The organism is Collinsella sp. LCP19S3_C9 (assembly GCF_052121575.1).
Lineage (GTDB): Bacteria > Actinomycetota > Coriobacteriia > Coriobacteriales > Coriobacteriaceae > Collinsella.
On sequence record NZ_JBQKDZ010000002.1, the window covers coordinates 14755 to 33934 of the forward strand.

The window sequence follows — 19180 nt, forward strand, 5'->3', positions numbered from 1 at the left end:
AAGCGCCAGGCACCGTCCTACTAGGCTCCGGCTCGCCTCCTGCCTGCCGCAGACGGGTCCCATAGGGTGCGGCGTGCATTTTTGCGAGTTTTCAGCACGCCAAGCTATGTGCATACAAATCACGAGCATCAATTAGCGCCTTCGGGCGCGTATATATTGCGTTTTAGAACAGGCATTACGGTCTACGGGGACGCAAACGCGTGCTTCGGGGCGTATTGGCAGACAAATAATTGTCTCGGGGCCCGCAAGTTGCAAGGTTATAGCAGTTCCGACAGCACTACGATGCTGAAAACTCCGCTTTTTGCACGGCGTGGACGGGGGTAGGTACGGGCAAAACCGGACTGAGCTATTGTTTTATGCAAGACGGCAATCATTCTATGCATATTTAGAAGTGTAGCTAACGTCCAAGCATTTAGAATGATGGTCCCAGTGGGCAGACAGCCCTATCCCAGGCTGTCATCAGTCCGCACCGCCGTTCGAGCACGGGCGCGCACAATACGAGAAGCGGTACTTTTGCTTATCCCCGTATACCGCTCAATCTGGCGCACCGTAAAACCAGCATCGCGCAATCCAAGAATAACGATATTACGCTGCGCCGGCGGCGCCGCTTTAACCCCCTGGAGCGCAACCCCGCATCCCTTCGCCAACTCGTCGGCAAAGGCGCGCCGCTCCAACTCCATCTCTACCAAATCGCGCATCGCCGGATCGCCGCCGTCGGGCGTCGAAAGCGAATAGGCAATAAAGGCCTTAGCCGAACCAAAAAGCTCAAGCACGCAAGAAGGATCGGAAAATACCCTCGTAGCATCTGCCTCGTCACCGTCGTAAACGCGCAGATGCTCCGCAAAGCTGCTCCAGGGATAACGCTCAATTAGGTTGATGCCCGCATCCTGCGGATTGGCGTGAACGGAGCGAACAGCCTCCATCACCTGTCGGTCGGTATCGAGCGAGCGGCGCTCAAAACGTTCCCGGAACAGGCAGCCCGATCGCCCGGTACGCTTATTGAACCGACGAGCATACGTCAACAGCAGGCGTTGCATGGCTGCACTCATGTTGTCCTCATAATCCAAAAGTACCAGATCCACGTGGTCGCCCATGAGGCACCACGCCACAATCGTTACCTGGGCATCGCGGCAGCAGTCGCGCATCAGCTCCAAAAACTCCCACCGGTCCTCGTCGCTCTCAAAGATCAGCTGACTGCCCATACCGCGGGCACAGACATGGTAAAAACCGGTGATCGTTTTCCAAACACGCTGCATGGCGCTCCCTTCGCCGGGACCTGCTTACCATCCAATACATCACGATTGAAACGTGCCATCAAAACATTCACGCAAAATGGCACCCGTCGACGGTAAAAGGCGGCAAACCGACGGCGAAAGGCATCATAACCACAGGCTAGACACCGCAACAGGGGCAAGAACTAACCAAATACTTGACCAAAGCTGACCCCCTAAAACGTAACGCATAACCGCAAACCACCTTGTTAAATCGTTTCAATTGAAAGTTCCGCGCTTCTCGTTACGAAAACTGCGCCGTTCGCCGAATATTCCGTGCATTTCGCGGTATTATAGGGGCTGCATGTCATGTCCCTTTCGAAGGGTCGCCCGGCAATCACCAGCCACGACCTCCAGACGGGACGCCAACACGATAGAGAGGAGAGGCATGCAGTACTCACAGGAAGTGGAGAACATGTGCCCCGTTGCCAAGGGTGCATACCACGGCCCCGCACCCATCCCCGAGGAGGGCAAGTGGGTCCAGGCTAAGGAGATTTCCGACATCTCCGGTCTTACGCACGGTGTGGGTTGGTGCGCACCTCAGCAGGGCGCCTGCAAGCTCACGCTGAACGTCAAGGACGGCATCATCGAGGAGGCCCTCGTTGAGACCATCGGCTGCTCGGGCATGACCCACTCTGCTGCCATGGCTTCCGAGATCCTTCCCGGCAAGACCATCCTCGAGGCCCTCAACACCGACCTCGTCTGCGACGCCATCAACGTTGCTATGCGCGAGATCTTCCTGCAGATCGTTTACGGCCGCAGCCAGACCGCGTTCTCCGAGGGCGGCCTGCCCGTGGGCGCCTCCCTCGACGACCTCGGCAAGGGCCTTCGCTCTCAGGTCGGCACCATGTTCGGCACCAAGGCCAAGGGCGCTCGTTACCTCGAGCTCGCTCAGGGCTACGTCACCCGCATGGCTCTCAACGACAAGAACGAGATCATCGCGTTCGAGTTCCTGAACCTCGGCAAGTTCACCGACGCCGTCAAGGCCGGCAAGACCCCCGAGGAGGCCATCGCTGGCGCCATGGGCCACTATGGTCAGTGGGAGAACGCTGCCAAGTACATCGACCCGCGCACCGACGAGGAGACTCACTCCGTCGCCAGCGTGTTCCCGGTTCACGAGTAGAAAGGGAGGGAAATAACTATGACTGTTACGTTCGAAGGTTACGAGCGCCGCGCTGACAAGATCAACAAGTGCCTCGCCGACAACGGCATCGCCTCCCTCGAGGAAGCTCTGCAGATCTGCACCGACAAGGGCTTCAACCCGCGTGAGATCGTCAACAACACCCAGTCCATCGCCTTCCAGAACGCTGAGTGGGCCTACACCCTCGGCTGCGCTCTCGCTGTCAAGCGTGGCGCCAAGAACGCTTCTGAGGCTGCCGCCATCATCGGCGAGGGCATCCAGGCCTTCACCGTTCCCGGCTCCGTCGCCGAGGACCGCAAGGTCGGTCTGGGCCACGGCAACCTGGGCGCTATGCTGCTCTCCGACGACACCGAGTGCTTCGCCTTCCTGGCCGGCCACGAGTCCTTCGCTGCCGCTGAGGGCGCTATCGGCCTGGCTCTGAACGCCAACAAGGCTCGTAAGAAGCCGCTGCGCGTTATCCTCAACGGTCTGGGCAAGGACGCCGCCCAGATCATCGCCCGCATCAACGGCTTCACCTACGTGAAGACCCAGTTCGACTACTACACGGGCGAGCTCAAGGTCGTCGAGACCATCCCCTACTCCGATGGTCCCCGTGCTGCCGTTAACTGCTACGGCTCCGACGACGTCCGTGAGGGCGTTGCCATCATGTGGCACGAGAACGTCGACATCTCGATCACCGGCAACTCCACCAACCCCACGCGCTTCCAGCACCCCGTCGCTGGCACCTACAAGAAGGAGCGCATCGAGGCTGGCAAGAAGTACTTCTCCGTCGCCTCTGGTGGCGGCACTGGCCGTACCCTGCACCCGGACAACATGGGCGCCGGCCCTGCCTCTTACGGCATGACCGACACCATGGGCCGCATGCACTCCGACGCCCAGTTCGCCGGTTCTTCCTCCGTGCCTGCGCACGTCGACATGATGGGTCTCATCGGCATGGGCAACAACCCCATGGTCGGTGCCACCGTCGCCTGCGCTGTCGCCGTCGAGGAGGCCCTCAAGGCCTAATCGCGCCCGCGCGATGCTCATATAGTTGAGCTTCGGAGCCGCTATCCACCCGGATAGCGGCTCTTTTTTATTCCAAAACAGCCAATCGCTTTGGATTGCTCCACGAAAACGGCCCATCTACCACGTTTAACCCGCGCAGCTCGACCATAGCCGGGTTTTTTGAAAATCAATAAGCCGTCTACCTGCGGTTTTATTTTTGTAATTCTCGGTATGGTTGGGGGTGACCGCTCAAACGTAGTAGATAGGCCCATTTCGTGGCGAGCGGATCGACCCGAGGCGCAGGACAGCTCGTAAAGCCCCGTCTCAAATTGACTAATCCAAAATAGATGTCCGATATATCAGTTGCAGCGAAATACGAGATGCCCGGAGACGAAGCCAGCGAATGCGTATGACGTCCACCTGCCATATTCGCCCTTTACCGAATAGCGCGGCCTTTGCGTCGCATTAGTCGATCACCCATGCGAAAATGCGCCGGACGAGAAAGGAATCCCATGGAATCGACTGATGTACTGGTAATAGGATCTGGCATTGCGGGCCTTTGTGCCGCCATAGAAGCGGCGCGCGCGGGCGCAACCGTTGCCGTCGCAAGCGCCGGCAAGACCATGAGCGGATCGAGCTTTTTCCCGGGCACCTGGGGCCTAGGTCTCATCGGTCCCGTTAACGAAGACGACGAGCAGGACCTCATCGACACCATCCAAGGCGTCGGCGGCGGTGTCGCCGACCCTACGCTCGTCCAGACGTTCGTCCACGGTATTCCCCAGGCCATCCAATGGCTCGAGCAGGATCTAGGTGTTGAGCTCCAACGCCCGCAAAGCGCCGAGAGCGCCCAGCAAAAGCAATTTATCCCCTGCTTTGACCATAAGACACGCAATTGGCGCGGCCTCACCCGCAAGCCCCTTGAGGACGCGTGTACGGCCCAGATCAAGTCTCTCGGCATTCGCCTGTTCCCCCGCCACGAGCTAATCGACCTTGTTGAGGACACGACCGGAAAGATTATCGGCGCCGTACTCTACGACCGCACAAACGGGCATCTCGTGCCTATGGCAGCTAAGGCCACTATCATCGCTGCAGGCGGCACGGGTGGCCTGTTCGAGCGCAGTCTCACTTCCGCCGACGTGCTCAGCTCCTCGCAGGCCATCGCGCTGGCACACGGCGCAACGCTCACTAATATAGAGTTCATGCAGATGATGCCGGGCTTCATCGAGCCCAAGCGCAACCTTGTCTTTAACGAGAAGACCTGGCGCTACGTACATGTAGACCAGCCGGTCGATATCGCCGACGACAAGCTGGACGATCTACTTGAGCAACGCTCCGGATATGGCCCCTTCACTTCGCGCTTGGCCTCCCGCGCCATCGATCTTGCCATCGATCAAACGGGTGCCGAAGGTCTGGCGCTCCACTACGATTTCCCCCGCGAGGACGTCCCCGAGTTTGTGCAGACCTTTGCCACCTGGCTACAAGACGAGCACGGCATCGCGCCGACCGACGAGATGCGTGTGGCGATGTATGCCCACGCCGCCAATGGCGGCATCAAAATCGACAAGACCGCGTACACGGGCGTTGAGGGCCTCTATGCCTGCGGCGAGGCGACAGGCGGCATGCACGGGGCCGATCGCATTGGTGGCCTGTCAAGCGCCAACGGCATCGTGTTTGGGCGCATCGCGGGCGCCTCGGCAGCCCAAGCAGCACAGAATGCACCTGAGGTGGCCCCAAAGGCGGATGTCGCCCTCCCCCAGCATGGCATTGCCACAACAGACGCCGAGCGCCTGACCCGCGGCCTTAAGCACACGATGAGTACCTATTGCATGATCAACCGCACCGAAGGGGGCCTATCCAAGGCGCTGCAAGAGCTTGAGGGCTTGAAGACGGAGGCAACGACCTTCAGCACACAGAAAGCTCAGGACAGCGAAATCGCAGCCCTCGCCCGCCTGCAATCGCAGATTCAACTAGCACAGGAAATGGTCAAAGCCATGCGCAAGCGAACCGAAAGCCTCGGATCGCACTATCGAGCGGACTAAACTGGACACTCATCTAAAGCAGAACACAACTAATCGATATCTATGGGCCCCGTGAGCTCGAGGTGGCACGGGGTCCATTGTACGTGGCAGCCTCATCGACCGTGGAATTGTCCCCGAGAATCTACCGCCTGCCGAGGATACAAAGAAGCTCGAACGTCGCGTGAAAGCAGACGAGAAAAAACTCAAGGAGGGCACAGACGGATTCACCGACCCCCAGGGCAGGCTCGACTTGTAAAGCGTCTGTGCCCTTTCGGGTTCGACCCCATGCGAGGTCAACAAAAAAGACGGCCAACTTTCGCTGACCGTCTTAACATGCTTTGGTGGGCTGTCAGGGGGTCAGCCTGCTGCGCAGGCGGCCGCTGCGGCGCTTCGCGCCTTGCGCGCTGCGCTGGTAAATGTTTACGCATTTCCTCAGCTCCGCGCCCTTTCGGGTTCGACCCCATGCGAGGTCAACAAAAAAGCGACCAGCCTAAGCCAGTCGCTTTAACATGCTTTGGTGGGCCGTCAGGGGGTCAGCCTGCTACGCAGGCGGCCGCTGCGGCGCTTCGCGCCTTGCGCGCTGCGCTGGTAAATGCTTACGCATTTCCTCAGCTCCGCGCCCTTTCGGGTTCGACCCCATGCAAGGTCAACAAAAAAGACGGCCAACTTTCGCTGACCGCCTTAACATGCTTTGGTGGGCCGTCAGGGGGTCGAACCCTGGACCTTGGGATTAAGAGTCCCCTGCTCTACCAACTGAGCTAACGACCCAAAGCTAAAGTCCGTAGTAGCGGACTTTAGAGGAGATATCGTGTGGTGGGCCGTCAGGGGGTCGAACCCTGGACCTTGGGATTAAGAGTCCCCTGCTCTACCAACTGAGCTAACGACCCGATATCAACACGAAGCAAGAACTGGGGTGGGTAAAGGGACTCGAACCCTCGACCTACGGGACCACAACCCGTCGCTCTAGCCAACTGAGCTACACCCACCGTGTCCTGTGCGCTTCGCGCTCGACTATTATTGCAAGGAACGCCACGCGACGCAAGCCCCAATTTTCAAGAATTTTGAAAAGAGTTTTTCGGATCCATTTCGAGCAAATCCCACCGGTTCCATAGGAGTAAACTTGCCCCACCCCGATGTTCGAAAGGACAAGTATGAAAGAACTCTCCAATCGCACGGCAACGTTTACCGATTCGGTCATCCGCCGCATGACGCGCATCTCCGATATGTACGGCGCCGTCAACCTCTCGCAGGGCTTCCCCGACTTTGATCCCCCAGCGCAGCTGCTCGAGAGCCTGGGCACCATCGCCACCGACCCTAAGCCGCTCTACCACCAGTACTCCATCACCTGGGGCTCCCAGGCCATGCGCGAGGCGCTTGCCGCCAAACAGGAGCACTTTATGGGCATGCCGATCGACCCCAACCAGAACATCGTAGTCACTTGCGGCTCCACCGAAGCCATGATGGCTGCCATGATGACGGTCACCAACCCCGGCGACAAGGTCGTCATCTTCTCGCCGTTCTACGAGAACTACGGCGCCGACACGATCCTTTCAGGTGCCGAGCCCATCTACGTGCCGCTCAACCCGCCCACATTCGACTTTGACCGCGAGACACTCGAGGCGGCCTTCCGCGACAACGACCCCAAGGCCATCGTCCTGTGCAACCCTTCCAATCCCTGCGGCAAGGTCTTTACACGCGAAGAGCTCACCTTTATCGCCGATCTCTGCAAAAAGTACGACGCCTACTGCATCACCGACGAAGTCTACGAGCACATCGTCTACGCGCCCCACGAGCACGTCTATATGGCCACGCTGCCCGGCATGTTCGAGCGCACCATCAGCTGCAGCTCGCTGTCCAAGACGTACTCCATCACCGGCTGGCGTCTGGGCTACACCATCGCCCCGGCCCAGATCACCGAGCGCATCAAGAAGGTCCACGACTTCCTCACCGTGGGTGCCGCCGCTCCCCTACAGGAAGCCGTCGTCACCGCCCTCAACTTCGACGACAGCTATTACCAGGAGGTCCTCGATCTCTACACAGCCAAGCGCGATCTGTTCTGTCAGGGACTCGATAGCATTGGTCTTGAGCATAACGTGCCGCAGGGCGCCTACTACGTCATGATGGACATCTCTGAGTTTGGCTATGACAGCGACCTCGACTTCTGCGAGGACCTCGCTTCTAAGGTGGGCGTGGGCGCCGTGCCCGGATCGAGCTTCTTCCGGGAGCCCGTCAACCATCTGATTCGCCTCCACTTTGCCAAGCGAGACGAGACGCTTAACGCGGCGCTGGAGAACCTCAAGTCGCTACGCGATAAAATCAAGCCGCGCGGGTAAGGACGGCCCGGCAACTAAAGCACCCAAAGAAGCCCCGCACCGCACGCGCGTTGTGGGGCTTCTTTTTATAGCGCTTTCTTAATTTGTTTAAAGCGCTATACTTTAGTCACGGAGCAACTCGTCCCAGGGGGAGGAATACTATGGCAGAGCAGCAGCTTATTGGAGCGCTCGAGGCCGGCGGCACCAAGATGATCTGCGCCACGGGCTATGTAGACGGTACGGTTCTGGAGCGTGAGCAGATCGCAACCACGACCCCGCAGGAGACCGTTGAGGCCGTCAACGCCTGGTTTGCAAACAAGGGCATCGCCGCGCTGGGTATCGGCGCCTTTGGCCCCACCGCAGTCAACCCTGCCTCGCCCCAATACGGCAAGATCTTGGAGACGCCCAAGACGGCATGGCGCTACTTTGACCTGCTGGGCACCATCCAAAACGAGCTCAATATTCCCTGTGGCTACGACACCGACGTCAACGTCGCCTGTCTGGGCGAGGTCACCTTTGGTTGCGCCCAGGGCCTCACCGACGTGGTGTATCTGACCATCGGCACCGGTGTGGGCGCCGGTGTGCTCTCGGGCGGCCAGCTCGTTCATGGCATGATGCATCCCGAGGCAGGGCACATCCTGGTCACACGCGATCCGCGCGACACCATCGGCGAGCACAGCGGCTGTCCTTTCCACGACAACTGCCTCGAGGGCCTCATCGCCGGCCCCGGCATTAAAAAGCGCTGGGATGGCAAAAGCGCCGGAGACATGGCCGATGACCCGAAGGCCATGGACCTGCTCGCAGGCTACCTGGCACAGGCGCTCATGACCTACACGCTGTGCTATGCGCCGCAAAAGATCATCATCGGCGGCGGCGTGGCCGACCACACCCCCATCGTGCCGCTCGCCCGCAAAAAGTGCGCCGAGATGCTCAACGGCTATATCGTCACGCCCGAGGTCAACGACATCGATACCTTCATTGTCAACAACAGCCTCGAGGGTAAGCAGGGCATCATGGGTTGTCTGGCCCTTGGCGCACAGGCGCTCCAGTAAAGGGTGCACCAACGACACACGGTATTGCCGGGCCCGTATAACGCGCAGACAACGCTATCGCGTCCTGCAGGGCCCCCAAACGCACAAGGCCGCCTAGGACCAAGCAAAACGTCCTAGGCGGCCTTTTTGGTGCATACAAGCGATCGAAGGAGATATCGGAGCACGACGCCGGTAGCCGCTCCGCAGCAGTCAATCATCACGTCGGTAATCATGCCGGCGCGCCCCGGCACAAATAACTGAATCGTCTCGTCGATTGAGGGGACCAGCAACAGAAAAACCACCGTGGGAAGCAGTCTGTCATAAGTGCGTCGACCCTCGATATCAAAGGCATGTGTCACCAAAACACCGAGCACCATATACTCGGTAAAGTGTGCGCACTTGCGGACGACAAAGTTGGTTACCCATTCATACGGCAGGCTCAAGCTATGCAAAAACCCGCGGACGTCCTCCATGATCGCCAAGCTCAGTGAGCCGGACCCCGTGCCGGGAACCAGTGAATTGCCCCAGATCAGCAACACCATGACGCAGGCCGCAACCGCCCACTTACGATCGATCTTAATCATGCAGAACTAGGCCTCGGCACGAAGCGGCGTAAAACTGGCGGTACCGCCCTCGATAACACTCAAATAAGCACGACCCGTACGTTTGGCGGTAGAGGACTGCAGGCGCTCGATCTCTTCCTCAAGGATCTGATTGACGCGCTCGTGGCGACGGTTTTCCATAACGCCGGCGGCGATAGCCTCGGCGCGCTCGATACTCTCGCGCGAGATACGCGCGGTATCCTCGGGAAACACGGAGCTGTGGCGGCCGACATAGACGGGAGCAACCGAGACAGGTGAGGCTGCAGGCGTGGGCATCGGCGCGGGGGCGGGCTCGGCGACCTCGGCCATGATCGCCATAGCGGCGGCCCACATGTTCTCGTGGCCCGAATAATCGGCCATGGGGATATCTTCCTCGAGGGAGGCATCGGGGAGACTGTCGGTATCCACGCGATTCTGGGCATCGATAGAGGCAGTGATGGCGGCGGGCTCGTCCAAATCGGCGAGATCCACACCCTTGGCATCGGAAATGATGGGCATGCTGGCGAGCTTGGCGTTGTACGGCACCGCCTCCGCGGCCTGCATTTGGGCCGAAGCGCCCCAAAGCGAGCTTTCGGCAGCACGACGAGCGGCGATGGTCTCCTCGTCGACAACCAGGGGCTCATCGGCAAAGGGGTCGGCGACAGGAGCCGGCTGAGCCGCGCCCTGCTGGCCGGTCGAAGCGGCCGTCGCGGCAGAGGCGTACGCAGCCGAAGAAGCACCGTTATAGGCGGCATTGTTGGCGGCGTTGGCCACAAGCGCCACGAAAGCTGCAGTGCTGCCCGCAGGAGCGGCATGAGAGCCCGAAACGGCACGTGCGGCAGCAGCGATGTCGTCGCGGTTATAGGAGCCAGTCTTTTCACCGTTTGTGAGCTCGTCAATTGCGACCTGGTAGACATCGCGCGAGCGAGCGGGATCGCAGCTAACCGGCGAATCGTCGTCGAGCATGCTATCGATCATAGCCCAGGCATCGGCCTCGTCCATGGCGTTGGCGGCACGGGCGATGGTCGGAACGCCATCATCGGCATGACGGCGTTGAAACGCGCCGGTCAGACCGGAGAGAAGCGAAGAGGATTGACCCTGCTCGTCCAAAGTGACAGGCGCAGCAGCCCGGGGAGCGGCCTCCTCCTGCTGAGCGGGAATCGAGGCGGTCTTGAACTCGTTGTAGGTCCGACTAAACTGAGCGGCGCCGCCCACGGCATCGGGCTCAAACAGGCGGCCATCGTGCTCCGCACGATACTCAGAGATGCCCAGCGAGGCGGCATAGATACCCACGCCGGCCACCGCGCCCACGGCAAAGGGAACAGCACCCGCGACGACCGTCTCGTTGATTGACGAAAACGGCAGTGTAGCGGCATACACGACCACGGGTGCGGCAAGGCCGATCCCGCAGGAAAGTCCGGCAAGGACTGCTCGTTGTGTTGCATCAGAAGAAGCCATGAGCTCTCCCCATCTTCCAGCACCCAAATCGCATCATTCAGTTGGCTGCGCGAGAGAAGATGAAGCGGGGCCTGAGCCCCAAAGCAACGGTATAAGGTTCGTTTCATCTGCGTTTTCCGTCGCGAAGCTTAACTGCTATTATGCGAAACCCCCTTGGGGATTGCAAGCGACGAAGCGGAATTGAAACGGGAAAATCGCTGCTTGCCGGTCGTGAGGTCAATAATCGTTGGCGAGCGGCTATACGAAAAGGGCCAGGATCTAAACCCCGGCCCTTCTGGCATGTCTATGGTTGCTGTCGCATGCAGCGGACAAACTAGAACGTCTGCTCGTAATCGCTGTGCTTTTTGGCCGAACGCACCAAAAATTCCTGGTTGGTATTAGTGCCCTTAAGGCCCTTGATAAACGACGCTGCCGCGCGCTCGGTATTGTTCATGCCGGCGAGGATGCGGCGCAGGCCAAAGACAAACGGACGCATTTGCTCGTCGACCAGCAGGTCCTCGTTGCGCGTGCCCGAGGCAACGGGGTCGATGGCCGGGAAGATGCGGCGGTCGGCCAGATCGCGATCGAGCTTGAGCTCCATGTTGCCGGTGCCCTTGAACTCCTCAAAGATGACCTCGTCCATCTTGGAGCCGGTATCGATAAGGGCGGAAGCAAGGATGGTGAGTGAGCCGCCGTTTTCGATATTGCGGGCAGCACCCAGGAAGCGCTTGGGCGGATACAGGGCCGCCGAATCGACGCCGCCCGAAAGGATGCGGCCCGAGGCGGGCGCCGCCAGGTTGTACGCACGGGCAAGACGCGTGATGGAGTCGAGAACCACCACGACGTCGCCGCCCAGCTCCACGATGCGCTTGGCGCGCTCGATGACGAGCTCGGCCACGCGGGTATGGTTGTCGGCGGGCATATCGAAGGTGGAGGCCACGACCTCGCCCTCAATGGAGCGCTGCATATCGGTGACCTCTTCGGGGCGCTCGTCGACGAGCAGGCAGATGAGGTGCACCTCGGGGTTGTTGATCGAGATAGACTGGCAGATCTTCTTGAGAATCGTAGTCTTACCGGCCTTGGGCGGTGACACGATCAGGCCACGCTGGCCCTTGCCGATCGGCGACACGATATCGATGGCGCGACCGGTAATGGAATCCTTGCCATGCTCCAAGCGCAGCGGCTCATTGGGGTAGACCGGCGTGAGATCGCCGAACTTGGGGCGGTTACGGGCCTGCTCAGGATCAAGACCGTTGACGGTCGTAATTTTGGCGAGACCGGCACGCTTGTCGCCGCCGCGCGAGGGACGAAGCGAACCCTCGATCACGTCGCCCGTGCGCAGACGCGCGGAGCGGATGAGGTAGGCGGGCACGAAGGCGTCGTCATTGGACTTCATGTAGCCGTGGGCATGGATGATGCCGGAGCTGTCCGGGCGAATCTGCAGGATGCCCTTAATATCGCGGAAGCCCTCGGCCTTCGCGGCTGTGGTGTAGATCTCTTCGACGAGCTCGGCCTTCTTCTTGCCGGTCGTCTCGATCTCGAACTCCTTGGCCTTCTCGCGCAGCTCGGCGACCTTCATGGCCGCGAGCTCCTCGCGCGAAAGCGTGGGCTCAGTCGGAGCAGCATTGCGCTCCTTATTGCGCTGTTTGCGGTCGCGCTGACGGGTGCGGCGGTCGTTGTTACGATCATCCTTGCGCTCGCTGCGCTCATCGTTACGCTTGTGCTGACGGCGGTTGGGGCGGGAGCCCTCTTCGGCCTCAGCGCTCTCGACGGCAGGCGTCGTGGGCGCATCGGCGGTCGCCGGGGTCTCGCCGTCCGACTTAGCGTCGGACTCGGGCTGTTGCTCAGCATCCCCCTGCTGTTCGGCAGACTTGGTCTTGGAAGATTTCTTGCGCGTGCGCTTGGGCTTCTCGCCTGCCGACCGATCGGCGCCCTCCGTCTCGGGAGTCGTGTCGACACTCGCCTCGGTAGACTCAGCTACCGCAGATTCGGCGCCGGACTTCGCCTCTGCCTTAGCTGGGCGTTTGGCTGCGGTGTGACGGCTGCGCCCGGGACGAACGTCGGCAGGCTCGGCAGCGGCAGAAACAGCGACCTCAGGAACATCAGCACCCTCGGCCGAAACCACGGCAGCCGTTGTAGGCTCGACGAACGCCGGGGCATCTTGGACAGAAGCCGCGGCAGCGGCCGCCTTCTCCGCCTCGACAAATGCCTTGGGCTTGCGGCCGCGGCGATGCGGGCGCAAAGCAGGATCGACGACAAATGCACCGCCGGCCTCGGCAGGCACGACAGACTCAGCAGAGGAAGCGTCCTCCCCCGCCGCAGAGCGAACCGGGGTCTCGGCGGCATCGAACGAAACCTGCTCGGCAGCCTGCTGGACCTTGGCCGCCGTGCGACGGCGCGTGCGTGGAGCCGGCTTTTCTGCTACCTGCTCGGGAGCCGGAGCCGAAGGCGCCTCGGGGGCGGACGGAGCCGCGAGTTCGGTCAGAGCCGCGGCATCGCGCTCGGCGGCACGACGGCGAGCACGAACAACCTGGGCTTCGCTGATCTGCGCAAGCGCGCGGGCCTGCGCAACCTCATCTGAAAGCGGCGCCGAAACCTCGGCGGCAACCGGACGCTTGGCACGCGTCGTGCGCGTGGTGCGGCGTTTGGGCTTTGCAGCCTCATCGCCATCCGCAGCGGGCTTGGCCACACGACGCGTGCGCTTGGGCTTCACGGGCGCAGCCTCCTCCCCGGTAGCAGGTGCGACGGGAACAGGGTTCTCACTCAAAGCCGAGGCAGCGTTCTGGTGTGTCTCGGGGACCGACGCCTGCGACGGTACGGGTTTCGCGATCTGGTCCGACGAAACCGGTGCAGCGGGAGTGGTTTGTGCCGTGCTTATTTCATTTTCTTGCTGTTGATCAGACACAGTGTTTGCTCAACTTTCTTTTAAAGCCCTGTGATCACATGCTCCCTGCATAAACCTTCAGGGCGGCTAAACAGTCTAGCTCCGTTCAAAACACAACGGGCATCATTGATCTGTATCGAGATGATTACGTCAAATACGCAGCGTTAGTGTAACACAACCACTGTCACCTGCAACTTAGTCATTGGACGTTCTTATACAACTGGTCAAAAGGGACACTCTCCCTCAAAAGCGCTTCCTCTGTCGCACCAGAGGAGTGAAGCCGTGGCATCCGGAATAGCCGCGCCACGAAACGCGCCTATCTACTACGTTTGACCCGCGACCCCTGACCATCCCCTCGATCTTCCTAAAATCGCAAGCCCGCTACCTGCGGTTTTAATATCGTACTTTTCGGCATGGTTCGGGGTATGCGACTAAACGTAGTAGATAAGCCCGATTCGTGGCGGACGGTTTCGCACCGCTCTCCCACCGGACAAAAATGATCCGTTTTCCTCCGTCCCCAAGGGGTCGTTTTCAAAACATTCGCGGATTACGGTGCAAGAACGGCGTAAGCCAACCATACCCTGCATTTTTAATATTCGGCAAGCCGTCTACCTGCGATTTTATTTTCGCTGCTGTTGCTATGGTCGCCAGGCAGCGATTCAGCCCCGTAAACCGGTATAGTTGCGTTTTTGTAGCATTTTTCAACACGCCAAAAAGCCCCGCCAAACGCAAAAAGCCCGACCTCCGCATGGAGATCGGGCTTATAGGGCTCAGCAAAGCCAAACCTACACGGTTAAACGACCCGTAGATTACATCTGCTCGGGTGCAGAAACGCCAACCAGAGTGAGCACCAGGGCGAGCGTCACGCGGACGGCGTCGCAAGCGGCCAGACGGGCGCGCGAAAGCTCGGGGTCGACGGGACGGCCCTCGCTCGGAAGCACCTGGCAGGCAGCGTAGAAGCTGTGGAAGTCGCCGGCGAGCTCCTCGGCAAAGTGCGTCAGACGGAACGGGGCGCGGTCGCGAGCGCAGCTGGCGATGAGGTCGGTGAGCTCGTTGAGCTTACGCGAAAGGGCAAGCTCGGTGGGGTCGGTCAGCAGCGAGTAGTTGACGTTCTCGCCGATGGCCTTGGCGGCGACGGCCTTCATGCCCATCTCGTCAGCCTGCTCGGGCGTAACGTCAGCGGCACGGCGCAGAATGGAGCACACACGAGCGTGAGCGTACTGCACGTAGTAGACCGGGTTGGAGTTATCACGCTTCTTAACGGCCTCGATATCGAAGTCGACCATCTGGTTGGAGCTCTTGGAGATGAGCGTGTAACGGGCGGCGTCGGAACCGACCTCGTCAACAAGCTCCTGCAGGGTCACCATGGTGCCCTTGCGCTTGGACATACGGACGGGCTTGCCGTTGCGCAGCAGGTTGACGAGCTGGCCCAGCAGAACCTCGAACTTGCCGGGATAGCCAAGAGCGTCGCAGACACAGCGGACGCGGTCGATGTAGCCATGGTGGTCGGCGCCCCAGATGTCGATGACGTGGTCGACGCGCTGGAACTTGTCCCAGTGATAGGCAACGTCGGAGGCGAAGTAGGTGTACTCGCCGTCGGACTTGATCAGGACGCGGTCCTTGTCGTCACCCAGGTCGGTGGAGCGGAACCACAGAGCGCCGTCCTTGGTGTAGAGGTAGCCCATCTTGTCGAGCTTCTCGAAAGCGCGGTCGACGGCGGAGGTGCCGGCGGTCTCGCCCTCGGTGTCCTTCACGTACAGCGAGCGCTCGGAGAACCAACGATCGAAGTCGCAGTTGACGGCATGGCAGAGGTCGCGCATGTTGTCGACCATCTTTACGTAGCCGCGCTCGCGGAAGCTCTCCATGCGCTCCTGCGGATCGGCGTCGACCCACTTGTCACCGTCGGTGCGCCAGAACTCGGCGGCCTCGTCGATGATGTAGTCGCCGCCGTAGGAATCCTTGCCCAGAGTCTCGGCAAAGTTGTCCTGATACGGATGGGTCTCGGGATGCTCGTCGTTCTCATCTGCAACAAAGGCATCGCGGTCGGCAATCAGCAGCTTGTGAGCCGCGTCGATATCCACGTCCTGCTTGGCGATGATGTCGGCAAGCTGCATATAGCGCGTGCTGATGGAGTTGCCGAAGGTGTTCATCTGAGAGCCGTGGTCGTTGATATAGAACTCACGCTGGATATCGTAACCGGCATGGTCCATAACGCGGCAGAGGGAGTCGCCCAGAGCGGCCCAACGGCCATGGCCAATATGCATGGGGCCGACGGGGTTGGCGGAGACAAACTCGACCTGGGTCTTCAGGCCGCCGCCGACGTTGGACTTAGCGAAGTCCATGCCCTTCTCGCGAGCCTCGCCGAAGATAGCGTTCTTGACGGCGACGGAGAGGTAGAAGTTGATGAAGCCAGGGCCGGCGATCTCGACCTTCTCGATCGCGGGATCCTCGGGCATATGGGCAACGACGGCCTCGGCGATCTTGCGCGGGGCGCAGTGAGCCAGCTTGGCGGACTTCAGGGCCATGGTGGAGGTCCACTCGCCATGAGAAGTGTCAGCCGGTCGCTCGATAGCGCAATCGTCAAGTTCAAATGCGGAAAGGTCGCCGGCCTCCTGGGCCGCAGCAAGCGCAGCGCGTACCAGCTCTTCAATCTTCTCGGGCATAGATCCTCCTTGTGTTAAAGCCCCCGAGCTCTTGGTCACTCGTAGGGCAAAAGCCAGAGTTTGCAGCACTCTATCACAAGCGGTAACTACTGTCGCAGGGTAAAGTCAATCGATATTGCATATGCACATAATTGACCACAGTTGTCGCAAGGCCATTCAAAGATGGCGGTCTGCCTGCTGGTTGTGCACCCGCCGAAAATGCATAAACATCTGCATGGGCAGCTCAGAATATCGAATACTCTTACCTATCGGATTTGTGTGCTTTTCCTGCATAAAGTAAGGGTTTGCGCACGTCAGCGTGGTATTCTAGACATACGTAAATTCGTATAAGTTGGAGGTAGCATGTTCTCAATCGGTCAACACGTCATTCATCCGGGTCAGGGAGTCTGCACCGTCGTCGGTTTTAGGGAAGACACACCGCAGCCCATGCTGTTGCTCGAGACCAAGCAGGGACATGCGCAGACGATCCTCATGTACCCCGTGGCGCAGGCCGACCGTCTACATGCCGCCATCTCCCAGCAAGATGCCGAGCACCTACTGAGCCATTACGACGAGCTGGAGTGCGACACCTTTACCGAGCGCAACAGCTCGCTCGAGGAGACGCACTTTAAGCAGCAGCTCAAGCTGGGTGCGCCCGAGACGGTCCGCGTGGCAAAAACAATGATGCACCGTATTCGCCAGGCCGAGGAAGCAGATAAAAAGCCCAGCTCCTACTACATGCGCGTACTCAAGGAAGCCAAGCGCCGCTCCATCGAGGAGATTGCCGTGGCCTTGGGCGTCACCGAGGAAGACGCCGAAGCCCGCCTATCCCAAGCCGCCCTCAACTAACCTGCCAAAAAGGGACAGGTTTATTTTGGCAGGTTTTATCTGGCCAAACGTCAACAAACAATTGGTAAACGGCCGGGTGCTCCGTTTTGTTTGTAAGCCCCGGCCATTTTTCTATCGCCGCGAAAATGCGTGAAGCCCATTTGTGATGACATCACGCGAGGGCCGTCCAGATCGACGCAACCAACGCCCGTATCCGCAACAAGCGTGCCCGTCTTGCTCAATTACCATTAAAAAGCATCAATTTGAAAACGCAATAACATTTCGGCAGGTAGCAGCTATAGTCGGTGAACTGAATCTCGACAACCGAAGCCCCCGAATAAGGTATCTTCAGCCCATCCAAGCTAAAGGAGGGGCCATGCCGAGAAAACCTCGTTCAAAGTCACCAACCGGTTATTTCCACGTCACGTTGCGTGGAAACGGAGGGCAATTGCTGTTTGACGATACCGAGGACCGAATCGCCATGCTTCAGATCCTCGATGCAATCCTCCCCAAACACAATATCGAGCTTATCGCTTGGTGCCTTATGGGAAACCATATTCATCTGCTCATCGACGACCCGGACGACCGCAAAAGCGACGCGATGCACGCGGTAGCCGTATCGTATGCGGGCAGGTACAATGCGCGGACGGAGCATGTCGGCCACGTGTTTCAGGAGCGGTTTTGGGATTCGCCCATTAAGTCGGAAGCATATTTACTTGAGGCAATTCGATACATTCATCTGAATCCACAAAAAGCAGGACTGGCGGCATACGACGAATATCCCTGGAGCAGCCATCGCGAGTATCTAATGAGTGCCAGGTCACGGCCGCATGTCACCGGCAGCGTTGTCGGTGTTTTATTCCCAACACCTCGCTCATACCTTCAACTCATGGAAAGTGCGCCGTCGCTTCCCTATCGCCCCAGCGCAACAGCCAAGGTTCGCGAGGAAGATCTATGCGAATTTGGCACGGCAATCGTGCAGAGTGTCGCAGGATGCGCTCCGACGGAACTCAAATCTGTCTCCAAGCCACTTCGCAATGAGGCGATTCTCGCGCTTCGAAAACAAGGGCTAACCGTTAAGCAGGTTCAGCTGCTGACAGGACTCGGAACATGGATTATCAAGAACGCGTCCTAGCGTCGCGTTTGCCGAGTTACGGGTACGGCGAAGCGCAGCTGCCTGCCGCGAGGCGCCGCCATTCGCAAGCGCCACCATGTTAAACAGAAAACGCTTCCGCTGAATAACGTCCAACGGAAGCGTCTTCCCAGATAAAACCTGCCAAAATAAACCTGTCCCTTTTTGGCAGGTTAGGCCTGGAAGGTGTCGCGGTCGGGCGCGAAGGACTGCATGGCCGCGATGGTGCGGTCGAAAAGCTCGGGGAGCTCCCAGCCCAGCATCTCGGCGCCCTGCGTAATCACGTCGCGCGAGCAGCCGGCGGCAAAGCGCTTGTCCTTGAACTTCTTCTTGAGCGACTTGGTCGTAAAGTCCATGACGCTCTTGCTCGGACGCATGATCACGGCAGCCCCAATCAGGCCGGTAAGTTCGTCGCAGGCAAACAGGATCTTTTCCATCTGCAGCTCGGGCTTGGGCAGCGAGGTGTTGAAGTCCGAGGTATGCGTCTGGATGGCGCGGATGAGCTCGGGCGATGCGCCCTCGCCCTCGAGGATCTCGGCCGCATAGATGGTGTGGTTCACGGGGTCGTCCTCATGCTCCTCCCAATCCAAGTCGTGCAGCAGTCCGACGATGCCCCAAAACTCCTCGTTCTCGGGGTCGAACTCGCGCGCAAAGTAGCGCATGGTGCCCTCGACCGTCTCACCGTGGGTGATGTGAAACGGGTCCTTGTTGTGCTCGTTGAGCAATTCGAACGCACGGTCGCGGGTAATTCCGGCGGAAAGCGTCTGGGACATGGCAATACCTCCAGGTGAGTCGGTGCTAGGACACGGTGTCACTATCGTATATCGCCGCGGCTCAAGCCGAAAGGCAGAAAAGGCATACGGAGAAAAAAGCCGGGCGGACGCGTCGCCCGGCAAAACCGCAGATAAAACCTGCCAAA

The 19180-nt window shown here is 59.6% G+C and carries 13 protein-coding genes and 3 tRNA genes; 7 read left to right on the forward strand and 9 right to left on the reverse strand.

Features of this window, described 5'->3' with window-relative positions:
• Window positions 1-443 precede the first annotated feature (443 nt).
• Window positions 444-1256, reverse strand: a complete 813-nt coding sequence (locus ACTQXI_RS01125; protein ID WP_441548144.1) for a transposase — start codon at window positions 1254-1256, stop codon at window positions 444-446.
• Between the two features lie 403 nt (window positions 1257-1659).
• Between ACTQXI_RS01125 and ACTQXI_RS01130 the strand changes: the two genes are divergently transcribed.
• The 3 genes from ACTQXI_RS01130 (at window position 1660) to ACTQXI_RS01140 (ending at window position 5435) form a co-directional block, all read left to right on the forward strand.
• Window positions 1660-2394, forward strand: coding sequence for an iron-sulfur cluster assembly scaffold protein (locus ACTQXI_RS01130; protein WP_006235554.1), 735 nt, complete (start codon window positions 1660-1662; stop codon window positions 2392-2394).
• Window positions 2395-2412: 18 nt separating this feature from the next.
• Window positions 2413-3417, forward strand: coding sequence for a GGGtGRT protein (locus ACTQXI_RS01135; protein ID WP_154518278.1), 1005 nt, complete (start codon window positions 2413-2415; stop codon window positions 3415-3417).
• A gap of 491 nt (window positions 3418-3908) precedes the next feature.
• A complete protein-coding gene (locus ACTQXI_RS01140) occupies window positions 3909-5435 on the forward strand; it encodes an FAD-dependent oxidoreductase (protein ID WP_441048154.1) in 1527 nt (508 codons plus the stop codon).
• Window positions 5436-6106: 671 nt separating this feature from the next.
• Here ACTQXI_RS01140 and ACTQXI_RS01145 read toward each other — a convergent pair.
• The 3 genes from ACTQXI_RS01145 to ACTQXI_RS01155 form a co-directional block, all read right to left on the reverse strand.
• A tRNA-Lys gene (locus ACTQXI_RS01145) sits at window positions 6107-6182 on the reverse strand.
• 43 nt (window positions 6183-6225) lie between these two features.
• Window positions 6226-6301, reverse strand: a tRNA-Lys gene (locus tag ACTQXI_RS01150).
• A gap of 22 nt (window positions 6302-6323) precedes the next feature.
• Window positions 6324-6400: transfer RNA gene (locus tag ACTQXI_RS01155), tRNA-His, on the reverse strand.
• Between the two features lie 165 nt (window positions 6401-6565).
• Between ACTQXI_RS01155 and ACTQXI_RS01160 the strand changes: the two genes are divergently transcribed.
• The gene (locus ACTQXI_RS01160) at window positions 6566-7747 is read left to right on the forward strand and encodes a pyridoxal phosphate-dependent aminotransferase (RefSeq protein WP_441048205.1); all 1182 of its coding nucleotides are present in this window, start codon (window positions 6566-6568) and stop codon (window positions 7745-7747) included.
• A 140-nt stretch (window positions 7748-7887) separates the two neighbouring features.
• A complete protein-coding gene (locus tag ACTQXI_RS01165) occupies window positions 7888-8778 on the forward strand; it encodes an ROK family protein (RefSeq protein WP_441548145.1) in 891 nt (296 codons plus the stop codon).
• A 113-nt stretch (window positions 8779-8891) separates the two neighbouring features.
• Here ACTQXI_RS01165 and ACTQXI_RS01170 read toward each other — a convergent pair whose 3' ends face one another.
• The 4 genes from ACTQXI_RS01170 to argS all read right to left on the reverse strand — a co-directional run bounded on the left by ACTQXI_RS01170 (window position 8892) and on the right by argS (window position 16322).
• Complete coding sequence (locus ACTQXI_RS01170) at window positions 8892-9341, reverse strand: VanZ family protein (RefSeq protein ID WP_441048207.1); 450 nt, start codon at window positions 9339-9341, stop codon at window positions 8892-8894.
• Between the two features lie 6 nt (window positions 9342-9347).
• Window positions 9348-10796 (reverse strand): hypothetical protein, encoded by a 1449-nt coding sequence (locus tag ACTQXI_RS01175; RefSeq protein ID WP_441048209.1) that lies wholly within the window; start codon window positions 10794-10796, stop codon window positions 9348-9350.
• 313 nt (window positions 10797-11109) lie between these two features.
• On the reverse strand, window positions 11110-13542 hold the full coding sequence (gene rho, locus ACTQXI_RS01180; RefSeq protein WP_441548146.1) for a transcription termination factor Rho: 2433 nt from the start codon (window positions 13540-13542) through the stop codon (window positions 11110-11112).
• A 926-nt stretch (window positions 13543-14468) separates the two neighbouring features.
• On the reverse strand, window positions 14469-16322 hold the full coding sequence (argS, locus tag ACTQXI_RS01185) for an arginine--tRNA ligase (RefSeq protein ID WP_441048211.1): 1854 nt from the start codon (window positions 16320-16322) through the stop codon (window positions 14469-14471).
• A gap of 342 nt (window positions 16323-16664) precedes the next feature.
• Here argS and ACTQXI_RS01190 point away from each other — a divergent pair, with 342 nt between their 5' ends.
• Both ACTQXI_RS01190 and ACTQXI_RS01195 read left to right on the forward strand, forming a co-directional pair.
• The gene (locus ACTQXI_RS01190; RefSeq protein ID WP_427727935.1) at window positions 16665-17150 is read left to right on the forward strand and encodes a CarD family transcriptional regulator; all 486 of its coding nucleotides are present in this window, start codon (window positions 16665-16667) and stop codon (window positions 17148-17150) included.
• Window positions 17151-17505: 355 nt separating this feature from the next.
• The gene (locus ACTQXI_RS01195; protein ID WP_441048212.1) at window positions 17506-18264 is read left to right on the forward strand and encodes a transposase; all 759 of its coding nucleotides are present in this window, start codon (window positions 17506-17508) and stop codon (window positions 18262-18264) included.
• Between the two features lie 170 nt (window positions 18265-18434).
• On the opposite strand, the gene ACTQXI_RS01200 is transcribed toward ACTQXI_RS01195, so the two are convergent.
• On the reverse strand, window positions 18435-19034 hold the full coding sequence (locus ACTQXI_RS01200; protein ID WP_427747469.1) for an HD domain-containing protein: 600 nt from the start codon (window positions 19032-19034) through the stop codon (window positions 18435-18437).
• Window positions 19035-19180: the final 146 nt, after the last annotated feature.